Source organism: uncultured Adlercreutzia sp. (assembly GCA_910585575.1).
Lineage (GTDB): Bacteria > Actinomycetota > Coriobacteriia > Coriobacteriales > Eggerthellaceae > Adlercreutzia.
In genome coordinates, this window is record CAJUFS010000006.1 from 24,344 (window position 1) to 44,196 (window position 19,853).

Annotated in this window: 12 protein-coding genes and 1 tRNA gene; 12 read left to right on the forward strand and 1 reads right to left on the reverse strand. The window is 62.5% G+C overall.

The features are described 5' to 3' along the window. Window positions 1-11: 11 nt before the first annotated feature. From QZ307_RS01340 to QZ307_RS01360, 5 genes are all read left to right on the forward strand, one after another. The gene (locus QZ307_RS01340; protein ID WP_295994665.1) at window positions 12-4,901 is read left to right on the forward strand and encodes a SpaA isopeptide-forming pilin-related protein; all 4,890 of its coding nucleotides are present in this window, start codon (window positions 12-14) and stop codon (window positions 4,899-4,901) included. A 171-nt stretch (window positions 4,902-5,072) separates the two neighbouring features. Beyond that, window positions 5,073-6,665: a lysylphosphatidylglycerol synthase domain-containing protein gene (locus QZ307_RS01345; RefSeq protein WP_295994668.1), complete on the forward strand. Its 1,593-nt coding sequence runs from the start codon at window positions 5,073-5,075 to the stop codon at window positions 6,663-6,665. Between the two features lie 51 nt (window positions 6,666-6,716). After that, window positions 6,717-8,075 carry a lysylphosphatidylglycerol synthase transmembrane domain-containing protein gene (locus QZ307_RS01350; protein ID WP_295994671.1) on the forward strand — a complete coding sequence of 453 codons (1,359 nt, stop codon included), beginning with the start codon at window positions 6,717-6,719 and terminating at the stop codon, window positions 8,073-8,075. After that, the gene (locus tag QZ307_RS01355; protein WP_295994674.1) at window positions 8,075-8,566 is read left to right on the forward strand and encodes a PaaI family thioesterase; all 492 of its coding nucleotides are present in this window, start codon (window positions 8,075-8,077) and stop codon (window positions 8,564-8,566) included. Before QZ307_RS01350 ends, QZ307_RS01355 begins: the two co-directional genes overlap by 1 nt. Before the next feature lie 272 nt (window positions 8,567-8,838). After that, window positions 8,839-8,915: transfer RNA gene (locus QZ307_RS01360), tRNA-Pro, on the forward strand. 688 nt (window positions 8,916-9,603) lie between these two features. On the opposite strand, the gene QZ307_RS01365 is transcribed toward QZ307_RS01360, so the two are convergent. Further along, window positions 9,604-11,274 carry a LuxR C-terminal-related transcriptional regulator gene (locus QZ307_RS01365; RefSeq protein WP_295994677.1) on the reverse strand — a complete coding sequence of 557 codons (1,671 nt, stop codon included), beginning with the start codon at window positions 11,272-11,274 and terminating at the stop codon, window positions 9,604-9,606. A 224-nt stretch (window positions 11,275-11,498) separates the two neighbouring features. On the opposite strand from QZ307_RS01365, the gene QZ307_RS01370 reads away from it, so the two are divergent. The 7 genes from QZ307_RS01370 (at window position 11,499) to QZ307_RS01400 (ending at window position 19,781) form a co-directional block, all read left to right on the forward strand. Further along, window positions 11,499-12,470 (forward strand): hypothetical protein, encoded by a 972-nt coding sequence (locus tag QZ307_RS01370; RefSeq protein WP_295994680.1) that lies wholly within the window; start codon window positions 11,499-11,501, stop codon window positions 12,468-12,470. Window positions 12,471-12,537: 67 nt separating this feature from the next. After that, entirely contained in the window at window positions 12,538-15,426 is a 2,889-nt protein-coding gene (locus QZ307_RS01375) for a molybdopterin-dependent oxidoreductase (RefSeq protein ID WP_295994682.1), read from the forward strand. Then, window positions 15,423-16,034, forward strand: a complete 612-nt coding sequence (locus QZ307_RS01380) for a 4Fe-4S dicluster domain-containing protein (RefSeq protein ID WP_295994685.1) — start codon at window positions 15,423-15,425, stop codon at window positions 16,032-16,034. Before QZ307_RS01375 ends, QZ307_RS01380 begins: the two co-directional genes overlap by 4 nt. A gap of 14 nt (window positions 16,035-16,048) precedes the next feature. Beyond that, window positions 16,049-16,837, forward strand: a complete 789-nt coding sequence (locus QZ307_RS01385; protein WP_295994686.1) for a DmsC/YnfH family molybdoenzyme membrane anchor subunit — start codon at window positions 16,049-16,051, stop codon at window positions 16,835-16,837. 348 nt (window positions 16,838-17,185) lie between these two features. Beyond that, window positions 17,186-17,860 carry a molecular chaperone gene (locus tag QZ307_RS01390; protein WP_295994689.1) on the forward strand — a complete coding sequence of 225 codons (675 nt, stop codon included), beginning with the start codon at window positions 17,186-17,188 and terminating at the stop codon, window positions 17,858-17,860. A 28-nt stretch (window positions 17,861-17,888) separates the two neighbouring features. Beyond that, complete coding sequence (locus QZ307_RS01395; protein WP_295994693.1) at window positions 17,889-18,467, forward strand: 4Fe-4S dicluster domain-containing protein; 579 nt, start codon at window positions 17,889-17,891, stop codon at window positions 18,465-18,467. A 3-nt stretch (window positions 18,468-18,470) separates the two neighbouring features. Then, window positions 18,471-19,781: a 4Fe-4S binding protein gene (locus tag QZ307_RS01400; RefSeq protein WP_295994695.1), complete on the forward strand. Its 1,311-nt coding sequence runs from the start codon at window positions 18,471-18,473 to the stop codon at window positions 19,779-19,781. Window positions 19,782-19,853: the final 72 nt, after the last annotated feature.

The following is a 19,853-nucleotide window of genomic DNA, read 5'->3' on the forward strand; positions in this document are numbered from 1 at the left end:
GGGAGGACACCATGACAAAGCTTCTGAGTAACAAGACATTCAAGCGTTTCCTGGGCATTGCTCTGACCATCCTGCTTGTGGTCACCCTGATGCCCCACATCCAACCCGCCTACGGCGACGGAGAAGCGGCAGCCACCAACGAGAGCACCACGTTCACCGAGGAATTGTCAGACGCGACCGTGGGGGCGGATGAGCCGCAGGCAGCTGACTCTGACCAGGCCGATACTGGTGTTGTGGAGGCAACTTCGACCTCGACGGGCTCCCTTGATGCCGCCGAGGCGGTTGACCGAGAGGCCCTCGAGGCCATTGCCGGCGCGTCGGTTGGCGAGGGCGACGCCGAGGGCGTCGAGCGTCCCGTGGCCCAAGGCACCGTAAACGCCATGCGCTACATGCTGGCGGCCCGCAATATCAGCACGCACCCCATTCCCGCGGGAACGACGGAGCGGGGAACGCTTTCCTATACGGACGGGGGGACGTACGAGCTGGTGGTGTATGGCACCTTCAAGGGCCATATTGACGTAAGCGGTGGCTCCACTCTTACCATTAAGGGCAACGGCATCATTGATGGCGACGGTGTTGGTACAGTTATCCATGTAAATGGAGGCAACAGCACGTTGATTATCGACGGAGATAAAAGCGATGCCAAGAAGATCCTCACCATCACCGGCGGCAACGGTGGCACCAAGCTTAACGACACGAAGAACTTCCCTAACTATAAAGGCGGCGGCGGCATCTTGGTGCAACGGTCTTATACGAATGGTGAAGATAAAAACTATGGAACGGGTGCGACGCTCGAGTTTCGGTACGGCAAGGTTGACGGCAACAAGGCCGAAGCCGGTGGCGGTATCTACATCGATCGCGGCTGCACTTTCATCATGGAAGACGGCATTATTTCGAACAACGAGACGGTTAAGACCAAGTTCACAGGTTCGGTAGCGGATGCGTCGAGCAACGTCACAGACAACGTTCAAGTGATCAGCGCCGGCGAGGGCGGCGGTATCTATGTGGCCGGCGGCTCGGTGTTCAAGGGCTATAAAGATGCGACCGGCACAATCCATGCCGACAAAGGCAGCGGCCGTAGTGAGGTGTGGGAGCAGGCCACTCCCGCTGAGATCAAGGCGGGCCAAATCATCAACAACAAAACTACCACCACCTACGACTGGGGCGGGGGTGGCATCTTTGTCGAGAGCAAGGGTGTTTTGAAGCTGGGAAATTCCTGGATTACCGACAACACGGCCCAGGGCCTGGGAGGTGGCATTGCCGGCTGTCCCCATGCCAGCATCGGTATCGGCAAGATTGAGGACGGCTTTGCGCTGTACGGCAATACGGCCAATCGCGACAAGTGGCCCACGAATAAGTACCTTGATAACCTGACGGTGAGCTACAACGGCAAAACCTATCAAGCGGGCGACCGCTGGGCTAAGGCCGACGGTAACATGACGGCCGCCAAAGCCATGGATTACTACTGCACAAATGTGAGCTACGTTTCCGGCTACGGCGATCGCGCCATTGCCTGGACGGGCTACGCGACGGGCTCGAAAAAGGCTATCGAGGCCCATACGGGCTCTGCAGCCACGGGTACGCTGCCGCGCGATATCGTAATTCGCAACGGAGAGTCTGCGGTGGTTCCCGGCGAGTCGCTGGGTCTGACCAACACCAAGCCGAAAACCGAAGAGGTGACGGGCCGCTCGGTGATCATCAAGGGCAACCAGAGCTCCACTCATGGCGGCGGCATTGGCTGCAACGGCACTATTCTCATCGGCGACCTCGGCACGGGTGATCAGTGCAATGGGCTTTCGTTGTCCATCAACAAGGAGTTCAAGAACAGCGACGGCGACGCCATCAAGCTGAAGGGCGGCGAATTCACCTTTAAGCTGAAGAAGGACGGTGAGGAGCTGGCTACGGCCACCAATGCGGCTGATGGTTCGGTGACGTTTGTCGTGGATGACGAGACCGCTGTGAAATCCCTCCTAGGGGACGAGGGCGGCACGAAGACGAGCTACTTGACTATTGAAGAAGATCGCCCAACTGGAACTCCTATCAAGTACGCGGAAGACGTGAAAGTCACTCTGAAAGTGCGTCATGACGTGCAGACGATCTCCTATCCCAACTCTACCGTTGACGTCACCTATCACACGCCGGTTATCACCGAGATCAAGATGAATGACAAGGCGTACCAAAATGGCGCCTTTACCATGGTGAACACGGTCCAGCTGAAGGAGACGGTGGAGTATAAGCCGGTAGGTTTCGAGGCTACAAAGAGTCTGATTACCTCGCTGAACGATGAGCTAGAGCTGAAGGATCGCGTCTACACTTTTGAAGTCGAAGGCGTTGATGGCAAGAGGAACAGCGATGGCTCCTATCTGGCAAACGGTAAGGTGCAAGCGAGCACTGACGCCGATGGCAAGGTGGTATTCGACACGATTGCTATTGCGTCGTTTCTTCAAAGTACTCCCACCGCGGATTGGAAAGATGGTAGGACCGTTAATGTTGAACTAACGCTGCGCGAGGTCGTTCCTGAGGATACCGGCAACATTTCTTACGATAGGGACGACCACAAGTTGACTTTCCAGGTATGTGCCACCGCCGAGCGCACGGAGGTCGACAACGTGGCTGGTAAGAAAATCACCACGGTGACGCCGCATATTGTCGAGGGCTCGATGAGGCTTGACGGCGAGCCCGTCGTAGAGAAGCCCCGCATCGTCAATACCCTGCAAGTGAAGGGCGAATGGCAACCGACGGCCTCGAAGCACTACTACGGCACTCTGAGTGACGACACCTCCTTCGCTTTCTCGGTAAAGGAAATCGCAGCGGTGGCCGATATCGCCAACGTCGATCTGACGGGCGGGGAGCTGGTTTCGCGGGGCATTGCCAGCAAATTTGACGAGAACGGCTTCTCACCGGTGGCCTTCGATAAAATCGATTACGACAAGATCGAGCATGATCAAGAGGGAGACACGCACTGGTACCTCATGAGCGAGGACAGCGGGCAAGATCCCACGGTGTACGTCTTCGAAGTCAACGTTGCCAAGTCCCAAGACAAGGAGTCGCTCGTCTCCACGGTGAAGAACGTTTACTTCGCCGCCACGGCGGAAGAGACGTCGCTGACTCTGCTGCAGGACAAAGAGGCTGGTGCGCAGTTCTACAACGCTGATACCTCCATGGATTTCGGGCTGTACAGCTACAGCGTGAATGCTATGAGCAACGAGCCGGTGGATCAGCAGTGCTTGGTGGACCCGAAGGTCATCAAGCAGCTGGACGGCCGCACCATCAAGGCCGACGAATTCCGCTTCAAGCTCATTCAGGTAATGGAGAAGGACGACTGGGCCAATACTTCCGGTCCTGAAATTTCCGCTACCACGAACGACGAGTTCGGCATGGTGGACTTCGACAAGGCGAACAACCTGGCTGCCGAGGGCTTGGACCCGTGCTGCCTGCTGTTCACGGCGCCGGGCACCTACCAGTATCGCGTTATCGAGGACGCCGACTACAAGAAGGACCCCTCGGTTACCTATAGCGACCAAGTCATCACCTTCACGGCGGTCATTGAGCTGCAAGACGCCGAGGGCCGCAACGTGCAGACCGACGAGAACGCAGGCCCTGGTGTGCAGCTGGTGTGTACCGACATGTTCTACGGTTACCTGAACGACGAGGGCCAGAATGTGCGCTACAAGGACCAGTACGTGGATGCCGACACCAAGGGGGAGGAGTGGGAGCCGAGCGCCGCTGACTTCCCGCAGCTGAACATGGACTGGCATCCCACCATCGTGAACACCGCCAAGCCCATGGACCTGAAGGTGCGCAAGACGAGCGTGCTCGACCGCGCCGAGGGTCTGGAGGGCGCCACCTACGGCCTGTTCATGGTCAGCGGTGACGGTCAGGGCGACGTATTCCTGGCCAGTGCCACCTCGGACGCCGAGGGCTGGATCTATTACGAGGACGTGAGCCTGAGCGCCGGCAACCTGTACTACTTCAAGGAGCAGGCGGCGCCGGCCGGCCACACGGTGAGCGAGTTCCGCAGCCCGTACTTCTACGTGGAGACGAGCGTGGACCCGGCAACGAACATCACGTCCTGCGTGATGAAGTACACCGACACGAAGCTGGCCCTGGGAGATGCCGTCGAGCCGTTGTCCGCTGAGGCATCCATTGAGCCGCTGGCCGAAGCCGACGGAGCAACCGTCGACGCCGCTGGGGAGGGCGCGGGCGCCGATGACGCGACGGCCGGCGACGCCGCAGCTGACGACACCGGGGCTGGCGATGCCGCCGACGGAGCCACCGCGGCTGATACGGGCTCGACGCCCGAGTTCACCGAGGACGGCACCATGCTCTTCACCTACGACCACGAGGGCGGCGTCTACGACGAGGCCACGCTGGTGGAGTTCAACAAGCTGGACACGCGCACCCACGAGTGGGTCGAGGGCGCGAAGCTGTCGGTTCTCGAAAAGGATACGGGCACAGTGGTGGCCCAGTGGACCTCGGGCAAAGCCCCCGAGAAGCTGCAGAAGCTGCTGAACGTGGGCACTACCTACGTGCTGCGCGAGGACGAGGCGCCTGAGAACTACCAGAAGGCCGCTGACGTGGAATTCGTCATCGACCAGTACGGCAAGGTGGAGATTCTGGCCGGCACCGAGAACGGCAACGCCGTGCTGAGCGACGCCACCATCACGCTCTACGACACCATGCTCGACGCCGAAGAAGTGGTGCCCGAGGAGCGCGAGCGCGTGCGCGAGGTGCCGGAAACGGGCAAGACGGTGCAGGAGCAGCCCGACAAGCTGGCGAAGACCGGCGACACGCTGCCCCTGATGGGCTTGGGCCTGCTGGCCCTCGGTGCGCTGGCGCTGGCCGTGGCGGCGCTCCGCCGCAGCCGTCGCCAGGAAAACCGTGGAGTGCACCGCCGCTAATTTGAACAGCAAGGGGGCTGCCGACGCGCTGTAGGTGCGCGGCAGCTCCTTGGACGGCACGGTGCTGCGCGCCGCCTTCGGGACGCGTCCGTGAGAGCGGGCGCGTCCCGTTGTATAATAGGCGGGTTGTCAGTATGCCGCCTGCGGGCGCTTGCGCGGAAAGGATGCCCCTTGAAGAAGGCTCTCCTGCTTATATTGGGCATCGTCGCCGCGTGCTTCCTTATCGGCAACGCCGACTATCTGGCCTCTTTCGTCGACACCCTGCGCACAGGCGCGTTGGTGCCCCTGGTGTTGGCCGTCATTCTCATGCTGGCGCGTCACTTGGTACAGGCGGCCTCCTACGACGCGGCCTTCGACGCCGTGGGTCATCGCACGGGGTTCTGGCACAACGTCATCCTCATCTTCTCGCTCGTATTCATCAACACGTTCTGCCTGTTCTCGGGCGCTACGGGAGTGGCCTTCATCATCGACGACGCCCACCGCGAGGGCTGCGATGCGGGGCAGTCCACAGGCGGCGCCATCCTCTCGCAGATCGGCTACTTCGCCGCCATCTTCGTCATCTCGGCCATCGGCTTCCTTACCATGCTCATTGCCGGTCAGGTGAACTTCTTGTTCGTTGCGGGCGCCATTGTGCTGGCGGGCACGTTGCTGGCGCTGTCGAGCCTGTTTGTCATCGGGTACAAGAAGCCGCGCCTGCTCTACCGCTTTTTCATGGGGCTGCAGAAGGTGCTCGACAAGATCATCGGCGTGGTGCACAAGGCGCTGCCGAGGGGCTGGGGCCGCAAGATGGCCCACTCGTTCCAGAGCACGGCGAACATCCTGGCCCACAACCCCCAGGGCACGCTCATTACCGTGGCCTACGCCTCGCTGTCGGCCATTCTCAACATGATGACGCTGGTGGCCATCGGGTTTGCCTTCGGCTTCGAGTCGGTGGCGCCGCTGGTGGCGGCCTTCGCCGTGGCGGCCATCTCGGTTATCTTGAGCCCCACGCCCCAGGGTATCGGCGTGGTGGAGGCGGCCATTGCGGCCATCCTTACGGCTTCGGGCTGCTCGCTGGCCACGGCTACGGCCATCGCGCTGGTGTATCGCGGCATCATGTTCTGGGTGCCCTTCTGCATCGGCGCCGTGCTGCTGTCGCAGTCCGGCTTCTTCGCTTCGAAGAAAACGGCGTCCGAGGAGCAGAAGCACAAGGACATCGGTTGGATCTCGGGCACTTTGGTGGCTTTGGTGGGCCTCGTGAACATCGGCCTGTCGTTTATGCCCAGCAGCTTCGCCCCGTATACCATGCTCACCTCGTGGATCGATATGAGCAGCATCTTCGTGGGCGCGCCGCTTATTGTGGGCTCCATGCTGCTTCTGGTATGCGCCGTCGGGCTTATTCTGCGCTTCCGCACCGCGTGGGCCTTCACGCTGTGCCTGCTGGTGCTCATAGCGGGCAGCGAGTTTCTATTCCAGGGCACTATTCATGTGGGCATCGCCGGCATTCTGCTGGCCATTTGGCTGTTCATCAAACGCGCGGCCTTTGACCGTCCTTTCTCGCTTGGTTCGCTGGAGCGCTACGCCAACGACGCTCTGAGCCATGCCCGCAAGCGTATCGACGCCTTTCGCGCCCGTTTGGAGCAGCGCCGTCAGGCTCGCCGTGGCGCGCGGCAAGATTTACGTACGAAAACAGGTTGGGAACAGCAGGCCGAAGAAGGCGTAACGCTGAGTAAGAAGGCCCACGAACAAGGTATGCTGCCCCTAGAGCGCGACACGGACGCGTAATCGAGTGCACCCGCCGCCCGGTCGCTCCCACGAAAAACGGAGGTGGCCGGCATGCGCGGCAATTTGCAGAAAATCATGATTGGCATCGTCGTCATCATTGTGCTGGCGTTCATATTCTTCTCGGGGGATTCCCTCGTCAAGCTTATCGATACCATCAAGCAGGGCATTCCGGCCCTCATCATTGCGGCGGTGGTGGCGCAGGTGTGCAAGTACCTGGCCCAGGGCCGCGGGTTTCAGGCTTGCTTCAACACCGTTAACGGCCATATCAGCTACTCGACAGGGCTCTCGCTGGTATTTGGCACCTTCTTCATGAACACGGTGGCGCCGTCCATGAACCTGGCCGGCACATCGCTGGTTATGGCCACGGCCACGAAGAACGGCATGCAGGCGGGCAAGGGCACCACAGCGGCCCTGCTCATGCAGCTGTCCATCGACACGGGCTTCGTCATTATCATGCTCGTTACCTTCGGTGTGCTTTCCCTGACCGTGGGCTTGCAGCCCGGCTGGCTGGCCGTGGGCGCCGTGGCCATTGCCCTGGTGGGCGGTTTGGTGCTGCTCATTACTGTGGGCGGCCTCAAGCCCAATCTGGTGCTGAAGGTGCTGCATCCCTTCGTGAAGCTGGCCGATAAAATTCTGGCGAAGTTCAAGAAGGGCCCCGTGGACGATGCTGTCGAGCGCACCATCCACAACTTCTCCAGCGCGGCTCACCTCATCACGAAGAACCCGCGCAAAACCGTGCAATCGTTTCTGTGGACCACGCTGTCCAGCGTCTGTGAAATGGGCTGCTTTGTGCTGGTGGGCTACGCCTTCGGCGTCCATCACCCAGAAGCGCTGATTTGCGGGTACGTGGTAGCGACGCTGTTTGCTATGATCTCGTTTGTGCCCCAGGGTGTCGGTGTGGTGGAGGCTGCGGTAACCGTGGCGTTCTCCCTGTTCGGCATTGGCGCTGGCACGGGCTTGGCGGTAGTGATGGTCTACCGCGGCATCGTGTTCTGGTTGCCGTTCCTGGTAGGCGCGTTTGTTATTCAGCGCATGAAGGCCTTCGTGCCCAAAGAGCGCAAGGACCTGAAGAGCCAGGCGCAGCAGCTGGATGCCAGCCTGCCGCCGAAAACCGAGGCTACGGCCAAGGTGGAAGCTGCGGAAGCCGCTAGCGTTCAAAGCCAGATGGCCGCAGCGGCCGCGGCCAAGGCTCAGGCCGAGGCCGAGCGCGCCAGTGCGCGGGCAGCGAAGGCCCAGGCCGAGGCGCAGTCGGCCCAGGCTGAGGCGGCCAGCGTCCTGGATGACGCGACGGCCGCGGGCGGCGTAGCAGCGAAGGATGGCGCAGTGACAGCGATTGGTGCGGCGCCCAGAGCGCGGGGTGCCACGACGGCGCCGGACGACGCGACGGCAACGAAGAAAGGGAGTCATTGATGGCAGAGACGGAACTGACGGGGGCGGCCCTGGAAGTGGCGCAGAAGCGCGAGACCCACGGCTTGAATCACACGCTGGGCGTTCATTTCACGACGGTGGAGAAGGGCCTGGTGGCAGCCGATATGCCCATCACCGAGGATCTGCTGCAGCCCTTCGGCTTTCTTCATGGCGGCGCGACCATTGCGCTGTTGGAATCGGTGGCCTCGGCCGGCGGCGAGCTGGTGTGCGACCTGGAAACCGAGCAGCCCTTTGGCGTCGAGGTGACCATCCGACACAAGAAGAGCGGCAAGCTGGGAGATGTGGCTCACGGCGTGGCGAAGCTCACTGAGCGCAAGCCTTCCAGCAAGGTAGGCTACAAGCTGTACTGGGATGTGGCCGCCTATGACGGCGAGGGCGATACCATCAGCGACGGCGTCATCGTGGTGAAGGTGGTCCCCAAGGCCTACCTGGCCGAGAAGGAAGCCGCCCGTAAGGCTGCCAAGGAAGAGTAAGGCGGCGGGCTTGCCAAGGGGGAGCAAGATGGAGCCCCTCAGTCTTTCAGGGCAAGTGAGATGCTGGCGGCCGGGTCGATATGGACGAGTGAGACGTTGACGGCCCAGTCGACAGCCCCCAAGCCACCGGGCAGGTAGGCTTTAAGCGATATGCGAGGGGGAGCACCGCCCGAGTGGGCGCCCTCCTTGCTTTGCGAATAGTTCGCGAGTTTTCTCTTGCCCGTGTCGGCGTATGTGGTATCATAGCGTTCGCTGTCCGCAAGGGCACACTTCGGGATGTGGCTCAGCTTGGTAGAGCGCTGCGTTCGGGACGCAGAGGCCGCAGGTTCAAATCCTGTCATCCCGACCACGACTGTTAACGACCCTGCCAGGGCAACCCGGCAGGGTCGTTTTGCGTCCAGAGGATTTGAGCCTGCGCGCAGGTTAGCTTCGGAACTGCCCACTGGGCAGTTCCTACGCACGCCGGAGGTGCAAATCCTGTCATCCCGACCATGACTGTTAACGACCCTGCCAGGGCAACCCGGCAGGGTCGTTTTGCGTCCAGAGGATGTCGCCCAAGTGTGCGTAGCGGCGATCCGGTGAGCCGCCGCGCAGCTGAACTTGCTAGCCAGGTTCCAAAAACGGCTGGTTTGGTTCCCGTGTCTGGCGCAGCCTGAAAACCTGACCTGCGGTTTCGCTGTAGCAGGGAACCAAACCGCCCGCTTTTGGTGCGAGAAGGGGAACCAAACCGCCCCGTTCTGGAACCTAGCGGCACCGAGAGGGACCGAAGCGGCCGGTTTTGGCCACGCCGCGGGAACCAAACCGGCCGGTTTTGGAGCCTTTTGACCCTGCGGGACCCAAACCACCCGGTTTTGGCCACGCCGCGGGACCCAAACCACCCGATCTTGATGGTGCTGGGGAACCAAACCACCCCGGCCTGGAACCCTGCACCACCTTTCTCGGGCCTTAGCCGCCCTGCTCGGGCGTCGTGGCGCTTGGACCGGGCTTCGAGCAATCTTTCTCGAACCTTGCGGCGCTGAAAGGAGCCGAAATGCGTCCTACAGCGTCTCTTCCTTTTTGAAGCGATTGACGAGCGCGATGAGCTCTTGGCGAGAGTGGACGTCGCATTTGCGGTAGATGCCCTTGATGTGCGAGTTCACGGTGCTCTCGGCTACGAACAGGTCCTCGGCGATCTCCTTGGCGCTCTTGTTGCGGGCTGCCAGACGCAGCGTGTCCGTCTCGCGACGCGAGAGGCGGAAGGTTTCCTGGATGCGCCGATAGGCGGCCTCGTCGGCGGCCATGGTCATGCAGGGCGGGGGCGCCACGGGTGCCACGGGCGCTGCAGACGCGGCGTCCGAGCTAGCCGTAGGGGCACCGGCGTCCTCGGCGGCAGTCAGCGGCGACCCGGCAGCGGCGGCGTGGGCCACGGGGGCGGCGAAGGCGACCGCTTCGCCTGACGCCGCGGGGGCCGCGCCGGAAACAGCCGGGGCTGCGGGCGGACGCGACTGCTTCGCAACCACCGTCGGAAACACGGCCGCAGGATGGCGCGTGCTCTTGAACAGCATGGCCGCCATAACGGCGATGACGATAGAGACCGCCAAAAAGGCCAGCACCACCGTGGTGATGAGGATGGGCAGCACGTCGATTTCCAGGCTGAGCAAGTCGCGGCTGCCAATGTAGAGCACGCTGACAAGATGGCTCACTCCCACCACCAAAATGAGGTAGGCCGCCGAGGCTTGCACAATGCCCGTGTGCTTGGACTGGGCGTTGCTCAGCACCAAAAGCCAGATGAATACCTCGATGAAGTTAAGTCCGGCGATGGTGGGGAAGTTTCCCAGACTTTGGGACCCCAGCATGCCCATGCCCGTCAGCAGCACCGCACCGATAAGGGTGATAACCACAATGGCGAAAGCCAGCATATTGGCGGAGTTGCGCAGCTTGCCGCGCGGGCGATACAGGATGGCAAGCACGACGGCCAGCAGCCCCAGATATACGTAAATGAGCACCCGAGTGTCGGGCGGATAGTCCTGGGTGGCGCTGAGGGGATTCACCATGCAGCGGCTGGCCGTGGCCAGATACACCAGCAGCACGGATGGGACGATCAGGTTCAGCGGCATCTCCGAGAAGCGCGTGGGGCCGCTGGCGAAGCGGCTCTTAGTGGGGTGCTGCAAGACGAGGTATACCAGCACGGCCGACACCAGCGGGTAGGCAATGGAGAACATCCAGGCGTGCAGTCCTAGCCCGAGTCGCAGGGCTGTAATAATGCAGAAAAGCAGATAGGAAAGCAGAAGGTCGTAGGCCGCCCGCTTCTGGCTGGCGTACACCAGCTGCAGGCTCCAGAACGCGAACATAATGGGCACGAACACAGCCGAGAAGCCAATCCCCAGGCCCATAAGGAGCCACGCCAGGTCGCTGTTGAAGTCGCACAGAACCAAGCATCCAATGCCGATGCTGCCCACGCAGCTGACTCCTATCATGACGGCGCGATTGGACAGCACGCGCTCGGCCTTCCCCTTTCGTCCGGCCCAGAACAGGCCCAAGGTGGCTACGAGCAGAACTGCCGAATAGGCGAGCCAGCAGAGATAGCTGGAAAAAGCGCCGTCTTTATGGAATGAGAACGTAATAGGGTAGAGCAGCTGATTATGGATAGAGGGCCACACCATGGCCATGCCGATAATCGCGATGATCTGTTGGCGCGTTGGTTTGAAACGACGCGTTGCTTGCTCCATAACCTCTCCCTTGTCCCTCTCCTTGCTTCCCTATTATCCCTAACCGCTTTGCGCTGCGCCAGCAGGAAAATCTCCTCAATTTTCCCCAACCTCCCCAAAAACCTCCCCAATCGATGGGGAATGAGGGGGTAAAACGGCTTTCCCCACCACCTGGGGAATACAGGATTTCAACGAGTTGGCAAACTTCTCCTTGTCGTTCGATTCGATTGAAGGGGTCTAGGAATATGGAACGCATTGAGGAGAAGGAGATGGCTGCGGCAAGCGCTGATACCGCGCGCGCTACAGATACTTCTGTAGACGCAGTGGCGCCCGCGAGCGCTCTGCCCACCTCCGCTATGAGCGCGCAAGCGCTCGCCGCTATGGCCGCCGGGCAGGAAATCGATCCGGCCCAGTTTGAGTTCGGCGGCATGCTGGCCAGCCAGATCGGCGCCGATATGTCCGACGAGCGCGACGGGAAGAAGAAGGATCCCGAAGAGCTGGAGCGCGAAGAGGCCATGCGCGCCGCCGCCCGTCCCCAGGACTGGAAGGCGAAGCTGACCGAGATGGACTTCGAGGCCCGCGTCGATGCCACGGTGGAGTGCCTCGGCCGCAAGAACAACCAGAAGGAGATCCTCGGCGATCTGCTGGAGTTCTGCCGCGAGGAGCGCACCGAGGAAGAGACCGAGGCGTTTCTCGAGGGCCACAAGCAGTTTGCCGACGGCTATCACTCTGCAAGCAAGTATCTGTTGTTCATGCAGCGCACCGGCGCCATCGAGGAGCTGGAGTACGACTGCGAGGGCGTTCTCATTACCGACGAGATGCGCGACGAACTGCGCGAGCTGGGTGCTCCCGAAGAGGAGATTGCCGAGCTGGCCGTCGAGTGGCACTACCGCCTCACCGACGCCGGCGCCGAGGCGCTCAGCCGCTTCAATCCGGTTGACCGCACCCGCGCCATGCTGGAAACCCAGGCGGTTTCCCGTCACGCCTCTTGCGCACGCCTGCTCGAGTTCTGCGAAACGCCGCGCTCGCTGCAGGAGATCACCACGTTCATGGCGAACGATCCGGGGCTGGAGAGAGACCCCCGGACGGGCGTTATGCATATGCAGCCCAGTGCCTATATTGGCAAGCTCGACCAAGCAGGAGCACTGACTTGGGAGAACGGCTGGAAGACAACGGCTGGGGGGATGGAGGTGCTTTCAACGATGACTTGGGAGTAAACCCGCCAAGTCGAACCAAGGGAAGAAGAGCCGCGTGCTCTTGTCTTAAAGGAAAGGAGAGGAACTCATGGCATTTGCTGAAATGACGCGCCGTACCTTCACGAAGCTGGCTACGGCCGCCGCTGCTGCCACTGCCGTCGGCCTGGGTGTCGAGGGCAACCTCCTCGAAACGGAAAAGGCCTTCGCAGAAGACGAGGTCATCAAGCAGAAGACGTTCTGCCGCTCGTGCCCGCGCGCTTGCGGCGTCATCGCCCACATCAAGAACGGGCGCGTCATCAAGTTGGAGGGCAACCCCGACGACATTTTCTCCGCGGGCGGCATGTGCGCCAAGGGCCAGTCGGCCATTCAGGCGCTCTATCACCCGAACCGCACCAAGTACCCCATGAAGCGCGTTGGCGAGCGCGGCGTGGACAACACCTGGGAGCGCATTTCCTGGGATGAGGCCATCGACATGATCGCCAAGGCCATGGCCGACATGCGCGACAAGTACGGCCGCAACGGCCTGCTGGAGACCACCGGTGGCGGTGGCAACCCCCGCATCATCGACTCCATCGCCTTCCGCGACTACTGGGGAGCCGGCAACGTGTACGAGCCCGGCGCCGCTCAGTGCGCTATGCCTCGTACCTTTATCCAGAAGCAGATGGACGGTTGGCTGGGCTTCACCTCCATCGGCGACCAGCAGTGCATCGGCTGCTTCAACCCGAACTGGGAGCTCGACGTATTCGTGCAGATGGGCGGCGGCGGTGCGGCCTCCTCGTCCACCATTACGGCCCGCTACTGGAACGAGCTGCGCGATCGCGGCTGCAAGTTCATCAACGTCGACCCGCGCTTCACCCACGACTCCGCCCGCGCCGATCTGTGGATCCCCATCCGTGGCGGTACAGACGTGGCGGCCATGATGTACTGGATCAACTACATCTTCCAGACCAAGTCCTACGACGAGAAGTTCCTGAAGGAATGGTCGAACCTGCCGTTCCTGGTGGACGTGACCGACGAGTCCACCTGCCCCTATGGCGCCGGCAAGGAGCTGGGCCAGCTGCTGCGTGCCAGCCAGGTGAAGGGTCTGGACATGTCCCGCGGCGAGACCTACGTGTACTTCGACGAGAAGACCGGCAAGGTGTCCCGCGCCTTCGCCATGGGCCCCGACAACGAGAAGGACTACAACCCGCAGCTGTTCGGCACCGTTGAGGTGGAGTACGCCGACGGCACCAAGCGCACCTGCAAGACCGCCGGCCAGCTCCTCATGGAGTCGGTGGCCGACATGACCCTCGAGAAGGCCGCGGAGATCTGCTGGGTCGACGCCGAGCTGCTCGAGACTGCCGCCAAGTGGATCGCCGAGTCCACGAAGTTCGGCGGCGTGGGCAACGGCGTGTCCCACGACCAGAACATCCAGTCCGCTGAGGCCGCTATGTGCACCACGCTGATCAACCAGCTGAAGGGCACCACCCAGCAGCCGGGCGCCAACGCCTCCGGCGGCCGTTTCCGCGGCGAGTACGAGACCGGTCGCGAGCGTGGCCGCTTCACCTACTCCATGAGCTACGACGGCCGTGGCTACTTCAACCCGAACGTCGACGACGACGGCAACCCGCGCGGCCCCTACATCGAGCTGCCCGCTGTGGTCGAGCGTCTCGGCTACATCGAGCACAAGGGCCTGGGCGACTGGAAGCACTCTCAGATTCCGGCCGTGTACGACGCCATCATGACCGGCGAGCCCTATCAGCCCCGCGTGTGGTACGAGCGCTCCGGCAACAAGATGGTCACCCTGGCCGACTCTTCGTCCTGGATCAAGGCCTTCCCGAAGCTCGACTTCATCAGCCACACCTACATGTATCCCACCTCGTTCACCTTCGAGGCCGCCGACCTGATCCTGCCGGCCACCGAGTGGCTCGAGATGGACTACGCTCCCGGCGCTCACGGCGACTGCAACGGCTTCATCGTGGCCTGCGCCCTGACCTACGAGCACGTCGATGACCGTCTCATCTACGGCACCATCTTCAAGCAGCTGGCCGACAAGTACGACGACCCCTACGCGAAGAACGTGTACTACGTGGACAAGGAGTACTACACCATCCGCGAGCGCGACCAGTACCTGGCCGACATTGCCATCAAGGGCATGACCTGGGAAGAGACCAAGGCCGTTAACGGCTGGCGCAACTCGACCGCCGAGGAGTTCTGGGAGGGCTACGAGAAGAGCCTCAACCAGCACCTCATTGTGGACGAAGAGGGCATCTACCAGGGCATGGGCTGGAAGGGCCTCGACTACACCACGTGGGCCGAGGACATCGAGGACAACCCGCGCAAGAACCAGATGTACATGGACCGTCTGCTGTACATCTGCCGTCACGGCGACGACCCGGCCGGCGAGCTGCCGCCCGCGTCCGTGGACTACTCCACCGTGCCGTTCTACGTGGAGCCCGCCGACTTCCAGGATGACGAGATCCGCGAGAAGTATCCGCTGGTCATCTCCAACGGCCGTCTGCCCTACTTCCACCACTCCACGCTGCGCAACATCCCCTACCTGCGCGAGACCTATCCCGTGCCGGAAATTTGGATCAGCCCCAAGGCGGCCGAGGAGCGCGGCATTGTGACCGGCGACTGGGTGAAGATCACCTCCAAGCGCTGCGAGGAGAACGAGGTCATCGCCGACGGTATCCGCGCCAAGGCCTTCGTCACCGAGGGCATCAACCCTGGCTGCGCCTACATGGAGCGCTTCTGGAACCCCGAGTTCCTGGAAGAGGGCCAGGACGCCCGCAAGTCGTGGACGAGCTGCAACTACAACGTACTGTCCCGTCGCGAGGGCCCGCACAACCCCGTTATGGGCACCTACAACCTGCGCTCCTGCAACGTGCAGGTAGAGAAGTCGACCCGTCCCGAGGGCGTGTGGTACGACGCCACCGACTTCCAGCCCTGGATGCCCCAGCCCTGCGATAACACCGAAGGAGGTTACGTAGCATGAGCCGCTATGCCTTAGTTGTTGACGTCGACCATTGCACCGGTTGCAAGGGTTGCGAGATTGCCTGCAAGAACGAGAACGCCATCCCGCTGGGAGAGCGCTGGAACCGCCTTCTGCTGTGCGGCCCCTACGGCGAGTATCCGCACCTGCAGCAGTACTACCTGCCCACGCACTGCCAGCAGTGCAAGGACGCCCCCTGCGTGCACGTGTGCCCCACGGGCGCTTCCTACCGTGACCCCGACACGGACATCGTGCTGGTGGACAAGGAGAAGTGCATCGGCTGCAAGTACTGCATGATGGCCTGCCCCTACGGCGTGCGTGCCTGGAATCCCGAGGAGAACGTGGTGGAGAAGTGCACCATGTGCCAGCACCTCACCTCGGCCGGCGAGCTGCCCCACTGCGTGAAGGTCTGCTCGGTTCAGTGCCGCTACTACGGCGACCTGGACGATCCGAACTCCGACGCCTCGAAGGCCATTGCCGCCAAGGCCGACTCGGCTCACAAGCTGCGCGACTTCGGCAATGATCCCTCTTCGGTGTACCTCCTGTCCTCCAAGTACTGCGAGTGGCGCGAGGGAGCCGACGGCGCTCACGATATTACGCAATACGACTAAAGGAGACAAAGACGATGGAAATCCAATGGCCTCTAGCACTCTTTACCCTCCTTACGTCCATGGGCGGCTGCCTGTTCCTGTTCGTGGGCATCAACGAGTTCACCCGTAAGTCCTCCGTCAGCGGCTTCGTGCCGGCCATCGTGGCCCTGGTGCTGGCTGTCGTCGGCGGCCTGTGCTCGGTGGCTCACCTGGCCCACGTGGACCGCATGCTGAACGCCCTGTCTCACCCCACGAGCGGCATTTTCGTCGAGGCGGTGCTCATCGGTCTGCTGGCCGTCGCCGTGATCGTGTACCTGGTATGCGTGAAGCGCGAGATCGCCGGCGGCATCAAGGCCTCTGCGGTGTGCGGCATGGTCTTCGGCGTGGCTCTCAGCTTCATGGCCGGCCATTCCTACATCATGGCTGCCATCGACACCTGGAACACCATGCTGCTTCCGACGGGCTATCTGCTGACGGCGCTGCCCATGGGCTCGTCTCTGTACTGGGCTCTGGCCGGCCGCGAGGAAGCCGCCAGCAAGTTCATGGGTGTGTGCACCCTGGTGTGCGGCGTCCTGGGCTTCCTGGGCGCAGCGGCCTACGCCGCCGTGGCCGGTGCCTTCTCGGGCGAGAGCATGATGCTCGCGGTTGGCGCCCTGGTGCTGGCCGGCGTCGTCCCCGCGGTGATCGGCGCCCTGGGTACCAAGACGGCGAGCCCGGCGCTTCCGTGGGTGGCCTTCGTGTGTGCCGTGATCGGCGCCCTGTGCTACCGCGTGATGATGTGGGTGGTCTTCACCACGCCCTTCAACTTCTTCGGTGTGATGTAGCGCCTTCCGGGGATGCCCTCGGGCATCCCCCTCGGGGTCGTGGCTTCGCGGCGCGGCCCCGCCCCCCCCCTGGGGCATCGGCGGTTCAGGCCGGTGCCTCCCCTCGGGGCGCTTGTCGGCCCCCCCCTCGGCCCGGCAACCCCCTCACTCGACTTATCCCGATGCTAGATGCGAGAACCCCTCCCTCCTCTCCCTGCGCTTTGTGCTGTTTGGCGCGATGCCCTGCGCGCCAGAGTTCCCCTTCCAGCTTCAAGCCTCTAGCATCGGGATGCGCCGAGTGGCCATCTTGCCGCAGGAAGCGGCAATCATCGAAACGATAGGGGTGATATCGTTATGGAAGCAACGACGATGGAAAAAGCCGACGTGGGCCAGCTCATGGCCATGCGCGAGAGCGTGTATCGGCTGCTGTCCTCGCTCTACTTCAAAGAGCTGACGCTTGACCAGATCAAGTTTCTGCGCGAGACCGATCTTTCCGACCTCGACGAGCTCGATCCGCTGCTGGCCGAAGGCGCTAAGAATATGCGCCACGGGTTGCATCGCGTGAACGAGGGCACCCGCGAGGACCTGGCGGTGGACTACGCCCACACTTTCCTGGCGGCTGGTACGACGAAGAGCGAGAATCGCGCCTGCCCTTACGAGAGCGTGTTCACCTCGCGCGACGGCCTCATCATGCAGGAGGCGCGCGACAACGTGTACCGCATCATGCTGGCGGAGCACTTGGAACCCAACCAGAACCTGCGCATTCCCGAGGACCATATCGCCTTCATCTTCGAGTTCGTGGCCAATCTGTGCGCCCGCTACAACGAGGCTGTAGAGGCCGGCGACGAGGCAGAGGCCATGCGTCTGTTCGCCGTTCAGCGCGACTTCTTCAACGACCATATTGCCAGCTGGATCGACCAGCTGTGCGACGCCATCGAGGGCTGTTGCCGCACGGACTTCTACCGCGGCGTCTCTCAGATGACGCGCGGTTTCGTACGCGCCGACGGCGAAATGCTGAAGGAAATGGAGGACGCGCTGGCCTAGCGCGTTCCGGGGGAAGACGAGGAAAGCCATGGAAAAGACCACGCGACGGGAATTCGTGGTAGGCGCCTGCGCCTTGGCAGGTCTGGTAGCTGTGGGTGGGGTGACCCGCGCCTACGCCGAGGATGGATCGCTTTTGCGACCGCCCGGCGGCCAGGACGAGGAGCGTCTGCGGGCGCTGTGCGTCAAGTGCGACAAGTGCCGATCGGTCTGCCCCCAGCATTGTGTGGAACCGGTCTCGGTGACCGAGGGCTTTTTGGATGCGCGCACGCCCAAGCTCAACTTCCATAAGGGCTATTGCGATTTCTGCGACAAGTGCATCGACGTGTGCCCGACGGGCGCGCTGGTGGCCTTCGATCCCGCGGTCGAGAAAATCGGCATCGCGGTGATCGACCACGAGAAGTGCATTGCCTACACGCGCGGCCTGTGCGAGATGTGCCGCGACTCCTGTCAGTTCGAGGCGTTGACCTTCGACGAGGCCGGGCACCCGTCGGTGAACAGCGACCTGTGCAATGGCTGCGGCGAGTGCGTGATGGCCTGCAAGGTGAACGTGAATCGTACCTTCGACGGCTCGTTCGATCGCGCCATCGAAGTGAGACTGGGGGTGTAGGGCATGACGAAGAAGGAAACGTGCGCGGAGGAGACGGCGGCTGCAGTCGTGGAAGCCGAGACGGTGGTTGAGGGTGGCGAGCCGACGGCGGCTGCAAAAGCCGGAGTTGCGACAGCGTCTGGAGGGGCTGCTGAGCCAATGGCGCCCACTTCCAGGGCAGCGGAGAAGGCCCCCAAGAAGAAGCGCCCCACCATTGTCAAGGTGCGCCGGAGCGCCGTGCTGATCATCTTCGCGTCCGTTGTGCTGGGTTTGCTGTTGTCCAATGGCTGGGGCACGTTGTCCGCCATGGGCTATGGTGCCATTACCTACCTGTGCCCCGTTGGTGCGCTCGAGACGCTGTTCGCCAGCCATACGTTTATTCCCCGGGTGGTTATTGCCCTGGTGGTTGCCCTGGTGGTCATTGCGCTGCTGGGCCGCATGTTCTGCGCATGGGCCTGCCCGGTGCCTCCGTTGCGCCGTCTGTTCCGCGGCGATAAGAAGAAGCATGGGGCGATGGCCGGGCATGGTCCGGAGGCGACCGCGGCTGGCGCCGAGGGTGCAACGTCGGATGAGACGTGCGGCGATGCCGAGGGCGCTGGTTGTGGCATGACGAGGGACGCGTCCGCGGCCCTCGCGGCGACCGAGTCCGGGGCTGCCGCCAAGGAGGCGGCGCATGCCGCAAGCGCCCCGGCGATGGCCGCATCCGGTTGTCACTCGTGCTCTACCTGCGGCTCGTGCAAGCTGCCCCCGGTGGGCGGCAAGCGCGACGGCCTGCAGATCGACTCGCGCCACGGCGTGCTCGCCGGCGCGGTTATCTCCAGTGCCATCTGCGGCTTCCCCGTCTTCTGCTTGGTATGCCCCGTGGGACTGACCATTGCCTTGGTGGTGTGCCTGTTCCGAGCGGTGTTCCAGCAGGACCCCACGGTGTCCATCCTGGTGTTCGCCGCCATCTTGTTGGTAGAGGTGGTGTTCTTCCGCAAATGGTGCCACAAGTTCTGCCCCATTGGCGCGCTGATGAGCCTGGTGGGCGCTAAGGCGCCGGTGCTTAAGCCCCAGGTGGATGAAGAGAAATGCCTGCGCAGCCATGGCATCGACTGCAAGGTGTGCGTGCAAAGCTGCCCCGAGGAGCTTGACCCGCACAGCGCGCGTCTTTCCGAGTGCACGCGCTGTGCCGAGTGCGTGCAGGCTTGTCCGGCCGGCGCCATCAAGCTGCGCACGCGCAAGCCGGTGGCCGAGCGGGTCGCCAACCCAGTGACGACTCCTCCCGTGAGGGACGCGGCGCCGAAGTGCTTGAACTTCCCGAGGACGCCCTGCCCGAATAGGCAGCGGCGCTGAGAGCGGATGCCCTGCCCGCATAGGCGGAGGCGCTGATAGCGGATGCCCTGCCCGCGTAAGCAGCGGCACTGA

Bases quoted from the DNA above. Each gene is read 5' to 3' on its own strand.
- QZ307_RS01340 (WP_295994665.1), top strand. From the start codon at position 12: ATGACAAAGCTTCTGAGTAACAAGACATTCAAGCGTTTCCTGGGCATT.
- QZ307_RS01350 (WP_295994671.1), top strand. From the start codon at position 6,717: ATGCGCGGCAATTTGCAGAAAATCATGATTGGCATCGTCGTCATCATT.
- QZ307_RS01355 (WP_295994674.1), top strand. From the start codon at position 8,075: ATGGCAGAGACGGAACTGACGGGGGCGGCCCTGGAAGTGGCGCAGAAG.
- QZ307_RS01365 (WP_295994677.1), bottom strand. From the start codon at position 11,274: ATGGAGCAAGCAACGCGTCGTTTCAAACCAACGCGCCAACAGATCATC.
- QZ307_RS01370 (WP_295994680.1), top strand. From the start codon at position 11,499: ATGGAACGCATTGAGGAGAAGGAGATGGCTGCGGCAAGCGCTGATACC.
- QZ307_RS01375 (WP_295994682.1), top strand. From the start codon at position 12,538: ATGGCATTTGCTGAAATGACGCGCCGTACCTTCACGAAGCTGGCTACG.
- QZ307_RS01380 (WP_295994685.1), top strand. From the start codon at position 15,423: ATGAGCCGCTATGCCTTAGTTGTTGACGTCGACCATTGCACCGGTTGC.
- QZ307_RS01385 (WP_295994686.1), top strand. From the start codon at position 16,049: ATGGAAATCCAATGGCCTCTAGCACTCTTTACCCTCCTTACGTCCATG.
- QZ307_RS01390 (WP_295994689.1), top strand. From the start codon at position 17,186: ATGGAAAAAGCCGACGTGGGCCAGCTCATGGCCATGCGCGAGAGCGTG.
- QZ307_RS01395 (WP_295994693.1), top strand. From the start codon at position 17,889: ATGGAAAAGACCACGCGACGGGAATTCGTGGTAGGCGCCTGCGCCTTG.
- QZ307_RS01400 (WP_295994695.1), top strand. From the start codon at position 18,471: ATGACGAAGAAGGAAACGTGCGCGGAGGAGACGGCGGCTGCAGTCGTG.